Here is a 13,835-nt window from a genome sequence, read left to right as displayed (position 1 = left end):
ATTGCCTGGTCGTCGGCCGGCACGATGGGTTTCAAGGGCTCGCGCAAGTCGACCCCGTATGCGGCACAGGTTGCCGCGGAGGACGTCTCCAAGAAGGCTCAGGAACACGGTATGCGCACCCTCGAAGTCGAGGTCGCCGGGCCGGGTTCGGGCCGTGAGTCGGCGCTGCGCGCTTTGCAGGCCGCGGGTTTCACCGTCACCTCGATTCGCGACGTGACCACGATCCCGCACAACGGCTGCCGCCCGCGCAAGCGCCGTCGCGTTTAAGCCGCAGGGCTTTTGTCGCGGCCGCGCCACGGGCCGCGACGGCTGTTCGATCTTCGGACGCGGGCCGATCCCCGCGACCTCCAACGCCAGTTGTTTTGATGGCAAAGCTGGCCTGTATGGGTGAAACAGTGACGATCCAGAAAAATTGGCAAGAATTGATCCGCCCCAGCAAGCTGCAAGTGACGCCGGGCGCGGACGCAACCCGTTTCGCAACCCTCGTCGCCGAGCCGCTCGAGCGTGGCTTCGGTCAGACGCTGGGTAACGCGCTCCGCCGCATCCTGCTGTCGTCGCTGCAAGGCGCCGCCGTGCAGTCGGTGCACATCGACGGCGTGCTGCACGAGTTCTCCTCGATCGCGGGCGTTCGCGAGGACGTCACCGACATCGTGCTCAACATCAAGGACATCTCGATCAAGATGCAGGGCGAAGGCCCCAAGCGCATGGTCGTGAAGAAGTCGGGTCCCGGCGCCGTCACCGCCGGCGACATCCAGACCGTCGGCGACATCGTCGTGCTCAATCCCGACCTGCAGCTCTGCACGCTGGACGAGGGCGCGGAGATCCGCATGGAGTTCACGGTCGCCGCCGGCAAGGGCTATGTCGCCGCCGAGCGTAACCGGCCCGAGGACGCGCCGATCGGCCTGATCCCGGTCGACAGCCTGTTCTCACCCGTGCGCAAGGTCTCCTACAAGGTCGAGAATACCCGCGAGGGCCAGATCCTCGACTACGACAAGCTGACCATGACGATCGAGACCAACGGTGCGATCTCGCCGGAAGACGCGGTGGCCTATGCCGCCCGCATCCTGCAGGATCAGCTCAACGTGTTCGTGAACTTCGAAGAGCCGCGCAAGGAAGTCACGCAGGAGATCATCCCCGATCTCGCGTTCAACCCGGCCTTCCTCAAGAAGGTCGACGAACTCGAACTGTCGGTGCGTTCGGCCAACTGCCTGAAGAACGACAACATCGTCTACATCGGCGACCTCGTGCAGAAGTCGGAAGCGGAAATGCTCCGCACCCCGAACTTCGGCCGCAAGTCGCTGAACGAGATCAAGGAAGTGCTGGCCCAGATGGGTCTGCACCTCGGCATGGAAGTGCCGGGCTGGCCGCCGGAGAACATCGACGAGCTCGCCAAGCGCTTCGAGGATCACTACTGAGCGAAGAGGAAGTGGCGAATGGCGAACAGAGAACCATTCGCTACTCGCCATTCGCTACTCGCGATTTTCGGGCGAACGCAGGCAGCCCACCTGAGCAACATGTCCGACGAACCGTCGCGGCAGAAGTAGGTAAGGAATAGATCAATGCGTCACGGCAAGGTTCATCGGAAGCTCAACCGCACCGCCGAGCATCGCCGCGCGATGTTCGCCAACATGGCGGCCTCGCTCATCAAGCACGAGCAGATCGTCACCACGCTGCCGAAGGCCAAGGAGCTGCGTCCGATCGTCGAGAAGCTCGTCACCCTCGGCAAGAAGGGCGGTCTCGCCCTGCGCCGCCAGGCGATCTCGGAACTGCGCGACGTCGACATGGTCAAGAAGCTGTTCGACACGCTGGCCACCCGCTACAAGGACCGCCAGGGCGGCTACACCCGCATCATCAAGGCCGGCTTCCGCTACGGCGACAACGCCGCGATGGCCGTGATCGAGTTCGTCGACCGCGACGTCGACGCCAAGGGCCAGGACTCCGGTCCGTCCCAGGCGAAGGAAGCCGAGGCGGCGTAAGCCCGACGGCATCGGGGAATTGAAAAGCGGCGCCATCGAGCGCCGCTTTTTGTTTGGAGCAGAGGGTTGTAGGGTGAGCAAAGGCGCGGAGCGCCGTGCCCACCATCTTTCCATGATTGCGACAGACGTGGTGGGCAGGCTTTCGCTTTGTCCACCCTACGATCTTGCCGCGTGCGCTACCATCCCTCCAGCACGATCTTGCCGCGTGACTTGCCGCTCTCCAGCAAAGCGTGCGCGCGCTTGAGGTTGGCGGCGTTGATCGTGCCAAACGTCTCGGCGAGCGTGGTGCGCAGTACGCCCTTGTCGATGAGGTCGGCGACGTCGTTGAGCAGGTGGTGCTGCGCGATCATGTCGGACGTCTGGAACGAGGAGCGCGTGAACATCGATTCCCAGTGCACCGAGATCGCCTTGCCTTTGAACACGTTCATCGTGAATTCCGGCGGATCGTCGATCAGGCCGAACTTGCCCTGCGGCGCCATGACGTCGGCGATCGCCTTGTAATGCTGCTCGGTGAAGGTGAGGCTGGCGACCAGCCCGACCGGCGGCAGCTTGAGGCGCTCGATCTGCTCCTTGATCGGCTTGCCGTGGTCGATCACCGCATGCGCGCCGAGACCGAGGCACCATTTCTGCGATTCCGGCCGCGTCGCGGTGGCGACCACCGTCAACCCGGTGAGGCGGCGCGCGAGTTGGATCAGGATCGAGCCGACGCCGCCGGCGCCGCCCGTGATCAGGAGCGTGCGCGGGTCGACACTCTTGCCCGGCACGGCACCGAGGCGGTCGAACAGCAATTCCCAGGCGGTGATGGAGGTGAGGGGAAGCGCGGCGGCCTGCGCGAACGACAATGTTCTCGGCTTGCTGCCGACGATGCGCTCGTCAACCAGATGGAACTGCGAATTGGTGCCCTGGCGCAGGATCGAGCCGGCATAAAACACCTCGTCGCCCGGCCTGAACAGCGTGACCTCGGGGCCGACGGCGTCGACCACACCGGCCGCGTCGTAGCCCAAAATCTTGACCTCGCCTTCTGGCGGGGCGGCGCGCTTGCGCACCTTGTAGTCGACCGGGTTCGCCGAGACCGCCTTCACGGCGACGCAGATGTCGCGTCCCTTCGGTTCCGGCTTGGCGGTCTCGAAATCGATCAGCGCGTCCGCATTCCCGATCGGAAGCGATTTCCTGTAGCCGACGGCCTTCATCCCTGCTGCCTCCTTCAATGGCGTGAGCGCCGGGCGAAACTGTCGGGGTGGCGCTCGAATTGCAAGTACTGTAGTTTCGGGAACCAGCCCCCGTTCGAATGACCATTGGGAAAAGGCCTGGGGGAGGGCCATCACGAACGGCTGTCCTGCGCGCCGGCCCGGAGAGCATCCAAAGCGCCCGGTCGGGCCGCCTGACGCCGCCCGTTTCCCTTCTTTCGCGACCGGCTCCGGCCTATATCAGAGCTGACCAATTCCAGGATTTTCCTTATGATGTTGCTTCGTTCCCTTGGCGTGCTGCTGCTGTCGACGCTGCTGGCTGTGCCGGCCCTTGCGCAGGACCGCCGCGTGCCGTCCTCGCCCACCGAGCTGAAATTGTCCTATGCGCCGATCGTGCAGCGGGTACAGCCGGCCGTGGTCAACGTCTACGCCGCCAAGGTGGTGCAGAACCGCAATCCGCTGCTCGATGATCCGATCTTCCGCCGCTTCTTCGGCGTGCCGGGCCAGCAGCAGGAGCAGGTGCAGCGCTCGCTGGGTTCCGGCGTGATCGTCGATCCGTCCGGCCTCGTCGTCACCAACGTCCACGTCATCGAGGGCGCCGACCAGGTCAAGGTGTCGCTGTCGGACAAGCGCGAGTTCGAGGCCGAGATCCTGCTGAAGGATTCCCGCACCGATCTCGCGGTGCTCCGCATCAAGGACTCCCACGAAAAGTTCCCGACGCTCGAACTCACCAATTCCGACGAACTGATGGTCGGCGACGTCGTGCTCGCGATCGGCAATCCCTTCGGCGTCGGCCAGACCGTGACCCACGGCATCATCTCCGCGCTCGCCCGCACCCAGGTCGGCATCACCGACTACCAGTTCTTCATCCAGACCGACGCTGCGATCAATCCCGGCAATTCCGGCGGCGCGCTTGTCGACATGAATGGCCGGCTCGCCGGCATCAACACCGCGATCTATTCGCGCTCGGGCGGCTCGCAGGGCATCGGCTTTGCGATTCCCGCTAATATGGTGCGGGTGGTCGTCGCCTCCGCCAGGAGCGGTGGCAAGGCCGTGAAGCGGCCGTGGCTCGGGGCCAAGCTGCAGGCGGTGACGCCGGACATCGCCGAAAGCCTCGGCCTGCGCTCGCCGACCGGCGCGCTGGTCGCAAGTGTCGTGCCCAACGGACCGGCGGCGAAGGCCGGCTTGAAATCCTCCGACCTGATCGTCGCGATCGACGGCCAGCCGGTCGACGATCCCAACGCCTTCGACTACCGCTTCGCCACCCGGCCGCTCGGCGGCACCGCACAGATCGACGTGCAGCGCGGCGGCAAGCCGCTCAAGCTCACCGTGACGCTGGAAGCGGCGCCTGACGCCGGCCGCAACGAGGTCGTGATCACCTCGCGCTCGCCGTTCCAGGGCGCCAGGGTCTCCACCATCACGCCGGCCGTCGCCGACGAGTTGCGGCTGGACGCCGACACCGAGGGCGTTGTCATCACGGAGATCGGCGATGGCACCGCCGCCGCCAACGTCGGTTTCCAGAAGGGCGACATCATCCTCACGGTCAACAACCAGAAGATCGCCAAGACCGCCGATCTCGAGAGGGTGGCGAAGGAGCAGGCCCGGCTGTGGCGCATCACGGTGGTGCGTGGCGGTCAACAGATCAACGTCACGCTGGGCGGATGAGCACGAAGCGACCACAGGAGTCACCAAGCCTGTTCGCCGCGGCGGGGCTCGATCACGACGCCCCGCATCCGCTGCCGGATCGCCTGCGTCCGCGCAAGCTGTCCGAGGTCGTCGGTCAGGACCACATCCTCGGTCCCGACGGCGCGCTGACGCGGATGCTGGAGACGCGCACGCTCGGCTCGCTGATCTTCTGGGGCCCGCCCGGCACCGGCAAGACCACGGTGGCGCGGCTGCTCGCCGACGCGACCGACCTGCATTTCGAGCAAATTTCCGCGGTGTTTTCCGGCGTCGCCGACCTGAAGAAGGCGTTCGACGCCGCGCGGGCCCGCCGCGAGATGGGCAGGGGCACGCTGCTGTTCGTCGATGAGGTGCACCGCTTCAACCGCGCGCAGCAGGATTCCTTCCTGCCGGTGATGGAGGATGGCACCGTGGTGATGGTCGGCGCCACCACCGAGAACCCGTCGTTCGAGCTCAACGCGGCGCTTCTGTCACGCGCGCGCGTGCTGGTGTTCCACTCGCTCGATGCGGCCGCGATCGAAAAACTGTTCGCCCATGCCGAGGCGGTGGAGGGCCGGAAGCTGCCGCTGGATGCAGAGGCGCGCGCAGCGCTCGCCCGCATGGCCGATGGCGACGGCCGCGCTGCCCTGACGCTGGTCGAGGAAGTCTGGCGCTCCGCGCGCAAGGGCGAGACCTTCAACGCTGCGCAGCTGCAGGACATCCTGCAGCGCCGCGCGCCGATCTACGACAAGTCGGCCGACGGCCACTACAATCTGATCTCCGCGCTGCACAAGTCGGTGCGCGGCTCCGATCCCGACGCCGCGCTCTACTATCTTGCGCGCATGCTGGATGCCGGCGAGGACCCGCTGTTCCTGGCGCGGCGCGTGGTGCGCATGGCGATCGAGGACATCGGCCTTGCCGATCCGCAGGCCCTGGTCATCGCCAACGCCGCCAAGGACGCCTTCGACTTCCTCGGCCATCCCGAGGGCGAACTCGCGATTGCGCAAGCGGTGGTCTATCTCGCCACCGCGCCGAAATCGAACGCGGTTTACACAGCCTTCGGCGCCGCCATGCAGACGGCAAGACAGGCCGGCTCGCTCCTGCCGCCAAAACACATCCTCAACGCACCGACCGGTCTGATGAAGTCGGAAGGTTATGGCGCGGCCTACGAATACGACCACGACGCGCCGGACGCCTTCTCCGGCCAGGACTATTTTCCGGAAGCTTTGGGCCGCCAGGCTTTTTACGATCCGCCGGAGCGCGGCTTCGAGCGCGAGATCAGGAAGCGGCTGGACTACTGGGCGAAGCTGCGGAAGGAGCGGGGCGGGACGTGATGACGAGGGCATTTCGCCGTGACGCGCAACGGCATTTGGGCTAGGCAGGGACCATGAGCCGCCGCATCAAGAGAACCAACCCAAAGCCTCGGTCGCGCGATGAGCGCAGGGACGCGCATCCGGCGTGGGAGCGGCCGCGTGGCGAGCACAAGACGAGACCAGGCGGGAAGCCGCCGCGCTTTGCCTCAGAGCGCGCCGAGAAGCGCGCGCCGCAGGCAGCGCCTGCGCCGGCAAAGCCCGCCGAGGTGCTGCTGCCGACCAAGGTGCAGACCGTCACGGTGACGGCCGACGAGAACAATATGCGCGTCGACCGCTTTCTCGAGGCGCGCTTTCCCGGCCTGTCGTTCTCCCACATCCAGCGCGTCGTCCGCAAAGGCGAGCTGCGCGTCGACGGCAAGCGCGTCGACAGCAAGGATCGCCTGGAGGAGGGACAGAGCGTCCGCATTCCGCCCTTGAAGCTGGAGGCGCCGAAGGTGGCCGGGGCGTTGTCGGAGGCGGCGCAGAAGACGCTTCAGACACTGAAGGAGATGATGCTCTACGAGGACGACGACGTCCTCGTGCTGAACAAGCCCGCGGGTCTGGCGGTGCAGGGCGGCTCCGGCACCACGCGTCACATCGACCAGATGCTGGAGGTGATGCGCGATGCCAAGGGCCAGAAGCCGCGCCTCGTGCACCGCATCGACAAGGAGACCTCGGGCTGTCTGCTCGTCGCCAAGACCCGCTTTGCCGCAACGCATCTCACCGGCGCCTTTCGCCACCGCTCGGCGCGAAAGATCTACTGGGCGCTGGTCGCCGGCGTGCCGAAGCCGAAGCAGGGCCGCATCTCGACCTTCCTGGCCAAGGACGAGGGCGAAGACGACACCATCATGCGCATCGCCGCGCACGGCGACGAGGGCGCGAGCCACGCAGTGACCTACTATGCCGTGGTGGAGACCGCCGGCAGCAAGCTCGCCTGGGTGTCGCTGAAGCCGGTCACCGGCCGCACCCACCAGCTCCGCGCCCACATGGCCCATATCGGCCACGCCATCATCGGCGATCCCAAGTATTTCAACAAGGAGAACTGGGAGCTGCCGGGCGGATTGCAGAACCGGCTGCATCTGTTGGCCCGCCGCATCGTCATTCCGCATCCGCGCGGCGGCGTGATCGACGCCAGCGCGCCGCTGCCGCCGCATATGCAGCAGTCCTGGAACCTGCTCGGCCTCGACGCCACCCGATTTGATCCGATCGAGAACGCACCGGAGGAGTAGTCCCGCTTGCGATATGCGCGGAAGCGCACGACATGTCTTCCATGAAGCAGATCGCGCTTGTCGTCCCGGTCATCGCGGCGGCGCTGCTCGCCGGCGCGGCCGCGGCGCAATCCACCTTGCCCGGCAGCTCGCAGTTCAATCCGCCGCCGCCCCCGCCGCCTCCGCCGCCGAAGATCGAGGTGCCGAAGGTCCCGCAATTCGACGCCAAGCCGAGCTATAACTACCGGCCCGCGCCGCGCCGCTCCTACGGCGACCGCGTCAGCAAATGCCTCGACGACGCAGCCGCCGCAGGCATGACCCCGGGCGAGCGCGCGACCTATTCGCGGAGCTGCGCGCAGCAGTAGCCCTTCAGTTGCTGAGCTGCTCCAGGAACATCCGCAAGCTGTCGGACTCTCGACGTCGGGGAAACCGGCCTCGGCCGCGACAAGCCCAGGCCCGGCGAACAGGGCCAAAATGCCCGCAAATTGCCTCATGCCTGCCGCTCGCTTTATCGGCCGCCGGTCTTATCTTAGAAGCTTGGCATTGAGCGACAACGGCCGAAAACCAGATGCGTGAATTGTTTGATGAAGTGGCGGGCCGGTCTCCGCTGGATCCGCAGGAATCCGCCCGCCAGGCCTCGCGTCCGGCGCTGCGCAAGCGCTTCTATACCGAGGTAGGGGTGAAGGACGCCGACGGCGGCTTTGCCATCACGCTCGACGGCAAGCCGATCCGCACGCCCTCCGGCCGGCATGTGGTGATCCCGTCGCGCCAGATCGCCGACGCGGTAGCCTCTGAATGGGCCGCCCAGCAGGAGACACTCGATCCCATGACCATGCCGCTGACGCGGCTTGCCAACAGCGTGGTCGAGGGGGTGCTCGACCGCGCGCAGGTCGTCGCCGACGACCTCGCCAAGTACTTCCACTCCGACCTGCTGTTCTATCGCGCGGGCCATCCGGAGGCGCTGGTGGCGCGCGAGGCCGCGCAGTGGGACCCCGTGCTGTTCTGGGCCGCGGAGGCGCTGGGCGCGCGTTTCATCCTGTCGGAGGGCGTCGTGCACGTCGCCCAGCCCGAGCAGGCGGTCGCGGCCGCGCGCGCGGCGCTTCCCGACGATCCCTGGTCGATCGCCGCGATGCATGTGATCACCACGCTCACCGGCTCGGCACTGCTGGCGCTGGCGCTGGCGCATCGGGCGCGCGACGCCGACCAGGTCTGGGCCGCCGCCCATGTCGATGAGGACTGGAACGCCGACCAGTGGGGGGCGGACGAGGAAGCGGCCGGCCGGCGCCCCGGCCGGCTGAAGGATTTCAACGCCGCGGCGGCAGTGCTGGCGGCCATGATCCCTCCCGCAGCCCAAGGTCCTTAACGAGGGGTTTACGACGCGTCCGCTAGGGTGACCGCTGTTTGCGAGCCCCCTCAACATGCCGACGCCGATAAGCTCGATCGTTCCGGTGACCGCCACCGCCCCCGCGGCCGATGCGGCGACGCCCGGGCTCGTCCTGCAGGCAGGCAGCGTGGTCGACGCCCAGGTTCTGAGCGTGATGGCCGACAATCTGGTGCGGATCGCGATCGCCAATCTCGCAATCGACGTGATGAGCGAAGTGCCGCTGTCGCCGGGCCAGACCCTGCAGCTCGCGGTGTCGCAGAACGAGGCCGGCGTCCGGCTCGCCATCGTCAACGGGGCAGGCGGGGCCGCCGCCGATGCGGTGACGCTGACGCCGGGTGCCGTGGCGGTCGCCGACAGCGCCGCGCCGGCAGCGAACGTGGCTCGCGCGCCGCAACTGACGCCGCTGGAGCAGATCGCGGTCTCCGTGGCCGCCGAAGCCGCGGTCACGCGGCAGGGCAGCCAGGCGCCGCTATTTGCCAATCTGGCCGCGGTCGTCGACGGCAGCGCGCTGCCGCCGGCGCTGAAGCAGGCGGTGCTGGACGTGCTGGTGCAGCAGACGCCGCTCGATCCGCGGCTCGGCGGCAACGACATCGAGGCCGCCTTCCAGAAGTCCGGACTGTTCCTCGAGGCTTCGCTTGCCTCGGGCACCGCGCCGTCAGGCACGATCCCGGATCTGAAGGCGGCGCTGCTCGTGCTACGCCAGACCCTGGCCGCGACGTCGGGCGCGCTTCCCGCGACACCGGTCGTTCCGCAGGCCGCCGTGCCCTCCCAAGTTGCGGCTGCGCCGCAAGCCGCAACTGCGCCGGAGCAAGCCGCACTGAAGACGCTTGCCGCGCCGTCGCTGGCGCCGGAGATCGAAGCCGGCCCATTGCCGCTGTCGCCGCGCGACGCTGCCGTGGCGACCGCAATGCTCGCGGACGGCAAGATCGCACTTTCGGCGATGCCGCGCACGGTCGCCGCCAGTGTTGCCTTGAGCCTGCTGCAGGAAGCGACCCAGGCTTTGCCGCGCCTTGCGGCCAGTGCGTCCGTCGCTGCCAAGGCCGCGGTGCCGGACGCTCACGCCGGCGAAACCGCGCTGCGCGCAGCCGCCACGCCGCCGCCGTTCCGCGGCGCGCTGCCGTCGGCGCAGCCCGTCGCGACGGCGGCGCTGCCGCCGGATGCGCCGCTGGCGCAGACCGTGCATCGGCTGCTCGACGACACCGACGCCGCAATCGCGCGGCAAACGCTCTTGCAGGTCGCCTCGTTGCCGGACCGCGTCGATGCCGGCGGCCACCGCATCGATCCGACCGTGCCGCAGTGGAATTTCGAGATTCCCTTCGCGACGCCTCAGGGCACCGCGATGGCGCAGTTCGAGATCTCGCGGGACGGCGGCGGCGAGGAGACCGATCCCGCCAAACGCGCCTGGCGTGCGCGCTTCTCGCTCAATGTCGAGCCGACCGGTCCGGTGCATGCGCTGATCACGCTCAGCGGCGACAAGACCTTTGTGCGGATGTGGGCGGAGCGCCCGGCGACGGTGGCGCAGTTGCGCGCGGGCGTCGGAGAGCTCAGCCAGGCGCTGACGCGCGCCGAGCTCAAGACCGGCGACATCGTGATCCGCGAGGGCACGCCGCCGCAGCCGGCCCCGGCCAAGGCCGGCCATTTCCTGGATCGCGCGCTATGAGCGGCGAGGACAAGACCCAGCTCGCGATTGCGCTGCATTACGACCGCGAGAACAAGGGCAGCGCGCCCCGCGTCGTCGCCAAGGGCAAAGGCGCGATCGGTGCCAAGATCGTCGAGCTCGCAAAAGCCCACGACATCCCGATCGAGGAGAACGAGGTGCTGGCGGGCGCGCTCTCCAAGGTCGAACTCGGCGAGGAGATTCCGCCCGACCTGTACAAGGCGGTCGCGGAAGTGCTGATCTTCGTGCTGCGCCTGTCGGGACGCATTCGCTAAAACCCCGTCATCGTTTCACCATGATACCGGCCGCATGGTCGCCGCTCCGGCAATGCAACGGACAAGTTCCTTGATCACTCGTCGCTCGTCTTTCGGCCTGCTCGCGGCCGCCGCGTTCCTGCCGTCCCGCGCGCTTGCCAATGTCGCGCCGCCGCGCAGCGAGATCCGCGACGGTCTCGCAAAACGCTTTGCCGATGAGGGGACGGCCGGCACTTTCGTCGGCTACAAGGTCGACGACTACCTGATCATCGCCAGCGACAGGGAGCGCTCCGGCGAACGCAGACTGCCGGCCTCGACCTTCAAGATCCCGAATTCGCTGATTGCGCTCGAGATCGGCGTCGTGACCGATCCCGACAAGGACGTATTCCCCTGGGACGGCGTGCAGCGCGAAATCGAGGCCTGGAACAAGGACCACACGCTCCGCAGCGCGATTGCGGTCAGCGCGGTGCCGGTCTACCAGGAAATCGCCCGCCGCATCGGCGAGGAGCGCATGCAGCACTTTGTCGATCTCTTCGACTACGGCAATCGCGACATCGGCGGCGGCATCGACCAGTTCTGGCTCAGCGGAAATCTGCGCATCGATCCCGTCGAGCAGATCGACTTCGTCGACCGGCTGCGCAGACGGGCGCTGCCGATCTCAAAGCGCAGCCAGGAACTGGTTTGCGATATCCTGCCCGTCAGCAACGCGGGCTCTTCCGTCATCCGCGCTAAATCCGGCCTGACCGGGCGCGAGCAGGGCTCGCTCGGCTGGATGGTGGGCTGGGCCGAGAAGGGTGGCGCGCACACGGTGTTTGCTCTTAACATGGATTGCCCCGGGCCGCGCCAGGTCGCGGCCCGCATGACGCTGACCCAGGCCTGTCTCGCCGAGATCGGCGCGATCTGACCGAGCCGAGCCAGGCCGCGCTGGCGCCGGACGTGCCGCTCGACTAGCATCGTCCCGACCAAGCAAGAAAAAGGGTCGGGAGGAAATTCATGAATTCGACTTCACTCTGGCTGTCGTCGCTGACGCTGGCGGCTGCCGGCGGCTGGTTCGCCGCCACCATGTTCGCAGGGCCCGCCACCAGCAAGGAGCCGCGCTTTCCGCAGCTCACCATGGATCAGCTCGACGAGAAGCAGAAGCCGCTCGGCGAGCAGATCATGAAGGTCTCCAGCGTCGGCATCGGCGGTCCCTACAATCCGATGATCCGCAGCCCGGTGCTCGGACAGCGCCTGTTCGACCTGTTCTACTATCTGCGCTGGCAGACCTCGGTGCCGGTCAAGCTCAACGAATTCGCGATCCTGGTGATCGGGCGGCAGTGGCGCTCGCAGGTGGAGTGGTTCGCGCATGCCCCGCTGGCCGCCAAGGCGGGCTTGTCGGCCGACATCATCGCCGAGCTGAAGGCGAACAAGCGCCCGTCGAAGATGGCCGAGGACGAGGCCGTGGTGTACGACTTCGTCACCGAGCTGACGACGACGAAGAAGGTCTCCGACGAGACCTATGCGCGGGCCAAGAAGGTGTTCAACGACCAGCAGATCGTCGATCTCACCGCAGTTGCCGGCAACTACGTCATGGTGGCGATGCTGCTGTCGATGGCGGAAGAGACCGTGCCGCCCGGCAAGGAGGAGCCGTTCAAGCCCGGCGAGCCGTAGAAGCGGCGGCCCCGGGAGAGCGGGACCGAGGCCGCGGCGACGTTCAACTTGAACCCGTCCCGTTCTAGCCGGCCTCGCCGGTGCCCGCCAGCGCCTGGTCGATCGCGCAGGCGCCGATCTCGCTCATGGCCTGGGAGATCACGTCACCCTTCCTGGCAAATCCTTCCGACAGGGAATCGAACTGTGCCCGCGCCAGGCGCAGCACCTCGATCGGCACCGTGACCGCGGTCTCGTTGAAATCGTCGATAGAGGCGCGCAAGTTTTCGAGCTCGCCGGTCACATCGGCGACGTGCGCCTCCGCATGCTGCATCAGGCCGAGAAGCCGGCTGCGTTCCGCCTCGAACCGCGCGCGCTCCTCGTCGAATTGCGCGCGCGTGGAGGCCGCCCGCGCCGTGACCTCGGCGAGCTCGACGCGCAGGGCGCCGACCTGCTTCAAGAGGGCGTCGGCAGCGAGATCGGCGACCTCGCGCAATTCGGCGTTGCGTGCGCAGTCCTCCTGCTGGCGCTGACAGAGCCGCTCGGCCGTCATCGCGCGCTGGGAGAGCGACTCGATCATGGCGGCCGCCCGCAGCAGCATCTCGCCATTGCGCCCCGAGACCATGCTGGCCATCCGCCGCAGGAAGTCGGTGCTTTCGGAGGTGCCGTTCGGCGGCAGGGGAACGACGGTCACGGACATCGGGATTGTCCAGAAAATCGGAGCCAAGGTATCGGTCGTGCATGACGGCCGCCGTACCAAATGAACCGGACAATATCGACATCGGCGCTGTCGGTCCGAACAAGCCAGAGTTACCTGAATCGGTCAACCGGCCGGGCTCTCAAATCGCAGCGACAATTGGCGCCAGCCCCGCCATTCCCGCTTTCCCCAACCGCCCGGTCAGCCCGGGACGGCTGAAGGCGAGCCCAAGCAGGATATTTCGATCCCTCGGCTCGGCGCCGGGCTGAGGCCGATACGGGCGAACTCGATCGGCTTTCCGTGCCGACCGGCTCCCGGCCGCGGCGGCGAAAGCCGCTTTCCGGCCCGCAAAATGCCGTGTTAGAACCCCCGGCAAACGTCTCAACAGGTCCAAAGAACTGGCGGGAGCAAATGAAGCACATCCTGGACGCCCTTGAAGAACGTCGCGCCGGCGCCAAGCTCGGCGGCGGCCTGAAGCGCATCGAGGCGCAGCATGCCCGCGGCAAGCTGACGGCGCGCGAGCGCATCGAGCTCCTGCTCGACAAGGGATCGTTCGAGGAATTCGACATGTTCGTCGAGCACCGCTCGACCGAATTCGGCATGGAGAAGAGCAAGATTCCCGGCGACGGCGTCGTCACCGGCTGGGGCACCATCAACGGCCGCAAGACCTTCGTGTTCGCCAAGGATTTTACCGTGTTCGGCGGCTCGCTGTCGGAAACCCACGCGCTGAAGATCACCAAGCTCCAGGACATGGCGATGAAGGCGAGGGCGCCCATCATCGGCCTCTACGACGCGGGCGGCGCGCGCATCCAGGAAGGCGTCGCGGCGCTCG

15 protein-coding genes are annotated in these 13,835 nt (G+C 67.1%); 13 read left to right on the top strand and 2 right to left on the bottom strand.

Annotated features, from left to right (window positions below; translation table 11 throughout):
- The 3 genes from rpsK to rplQ all read left to right on the top strand — a co-directional run.
- Positions 1 to 267 (top strand): 30S ribosomal protein S11 (rpsK, locus tag KGM94_RS17040; RefSeq protein WP_300261618.1); only part of this gene is annotated, 267 nt, incomplete at its 5' end.
- Between the two features lie 116 nt (positions 268 to 383).
- Positions 384 to 1,415, top strand: coding sequence for a DNA-directed RNA polymerase subunit alpha (locus tag KGM94_RS17035; protein ID WP_300261615.1), 1,032 nt, complete (start codon positions 384 to 386; stop codon positions 1,413 to 1,415).
- 144 nt (positions 1,416 to 1,559) lie between these two features.
- Entirely contained in the window at positions 1,560 to 1,976 is a 417-nt protein-coding gene (gene rplQ / locus KGM94_RS17030; protein WP_300261612.1) for a 50S ribosomal protein L17, read from the top strand.
- A gap of 176 nt (positions 1,977 to 2,152) precedes the next feature.
- Here rplQ and KGM94_RS17025 read toward each other — a convergent pair whose 3' ends face one another.
- Positions 2,153 to 3,166 (bottom strand): zinc-binding alcohol dehydrogenase family protein, encoded by a 1,014-nt coding sequence (locus KGM94_RS17025; RefSeq protein WP_300261609.1) that lies wholly within the window; start codon positions 3,164 to 3,166, stop codon positions 2,153 to 2,155.
- A 267-nt stretch (positions 3,167 to 3,433) separates the two neighbouring features.
- Here KGM94_RS17025 and KGM94_RS17020 point away from each other — a divergent pair, with 267 nt between their 5' ends.
- The 9 genes from KGM94_RS17020 to KGM94_RS16980 all read left to right on the top strand — a co-directional run bounded on the left by KGM94_RS17020 (position 3,434) and on the right by KGM94_RS16980 (position 12,330).
- Positions 3,434 to 4,828: a DegQ family serine endoprotease gene (locus KGM94_RS17020; RefSeq protein ID WP_300261606.1), complete on the top strand. Its 1,395-nt coding sequence runs from the start codon at positions 3,434 to 3,436 to the stop codon at positions 4,826 to 4,828.
- Positions 4,825 to 6,159: a replication-associated recombination protein A gene (locus tag KGM94_RS17015; RefSeq protein WP_300261602.1), complete on the top strand. Its 1,335-nt coding sequence runs from the start codon at positions 4,825 to 4,827 to the stop codon at positions 6,157 to 6,159. Before KGM94_RS17020 ends, KGM94_RS17015 begins: the two co-directional genes overlap by 4 nt.
- A 53-nt stretch (positions 6,160 to 6,212) precedes the next feature.
- Positions 6,213 to 7,406 carry an RluA family pseudouridine synthase gene (locus KGM94_RS17010; protein ID WP_300261599.1) on the top strand — a complete coding sequence of 398 codons (1,194 nt, stop codon included), beginning with the start codon at positions 6,213 to 6,215 and terminating at the stop codon, positions 7,404 to 7,406.
- A 32-nt stretch (positions 7,407 to 7,438) separates the two neighbouring features.
- Positions 7,439 to 7,750, top strand: a complete 312-nt coding sequence (locus tag KGM94_RS17005; protein WP_300261596.1) for a hypothetical protein — start codon at positions 7,439 to 7,441, stop codon at positions 7,748 to 7,750.
- 203 nt (positions 7,751 to 7,953) lie between these two features.
- On the top strand, positions 7,954 to 8,748 hold the full coding sequence (locus KGM94_RS17000) for an ATP12 family protein (protein ID WP_300261593.1): 795 nt from the start codon (positions 7,954 to 7,956) through the stop codon (positions 8,746 to 8,748).
- Positions 8,749 to 8,803: 55 nt separating this feature from the next.
- On the top strand, positions 8,804 to 10,429 hold the full coding sequence (locus KGM94_RS16995) for a flagellar hook-length control protein FliK (RefSeq protein ID WP_300261590.1): 1,626 nt from the start codon (positions 8,804 to 8,806) through the stop codon (positions 10,427 to 10,429).
- A complete protein-coding gene (locus tag KGM94_RS16990) occupies positions 10,426 to 10,701 on the top strand; it encodes an EscU/YscU/HrcU family type III secretion system export apparatus switch protein (RefSeq protein ID WP_300261587.1) in 276 nt (91 codons plus the stop codon). The genes KGM94_RS16995 and KGM94_RS16990 overlap by 4 nt, the downstream gene beginning before the upstream one ends.
- 70 nt (positions 10,702 to 10,771) lie before the next feature.
- Positions 10,772 to 11,584, top strand: a complete 813-nt coding sequence (gene blaOXA, locus KGM94_RS16985) for a class D beta-lactamase (protein WP_300261583.1) — start codon at positions 10,772 to 10,774, stop codon at positions 11,582 to 11,584.
- Between the two features lie 89 nt (positions 11,585 to 11,673).
- Positions 11,674 to 12,330: a carboxymuconolactone decarboxylase family protein gene (locus tag KGM94_RS16980; protein ID WP_300261578.1), complete on the top strand. Its 657-nt coding sequence runs from the start codon at positions 11,674 to 11,676 to the stop codon at positions 12,328 to 12,330.
- 64 nt (positions 12,331 to 12,394) lie between these two features.
- Here KGM94_RS16980 and KGM94_RS16975 read toward each other — a convergent pair whose 3' ends face one another.
- Complete coding sequence (locus KGM94_RS16975) at positions 12,395 to 13,006, bottom strand: hypothetical protein (RefSeq protein ID WP_300261575.1); 612 nt, start codon at positions 13,004 to 13,006, stop codon at positions 12,395 to 12,397.
- Between the two features lie 408 nt (positions 13,007 to 13,414).
- Here KGM94_RS16975 and KGM94_RS16970 point away from each other — a divergent pair.
- Positions 13,415 to 13,835: carboxyl transferase domain-containing protein (locus KGM94_RS16970; protein ID WP_300261572.1), on the top strand; the 421-nt coding region annotated here is incomplete at its 3' end.

This window comes from Bradyrhizobium sp., assembly GCF_028868675.1.
Taxonomy (GTDB): domain Bacteria; phylum Pseudomonadota; class Alphaproteobacteria; order Rhizobiales; family Xanthobacteraceae; genus Bradyrhizobium.
The sequence above is the reverse complement of the archived record's forward strand: the minus strand, read 5'-3'. Positions and strand labels throughout refer to the sequence as shown.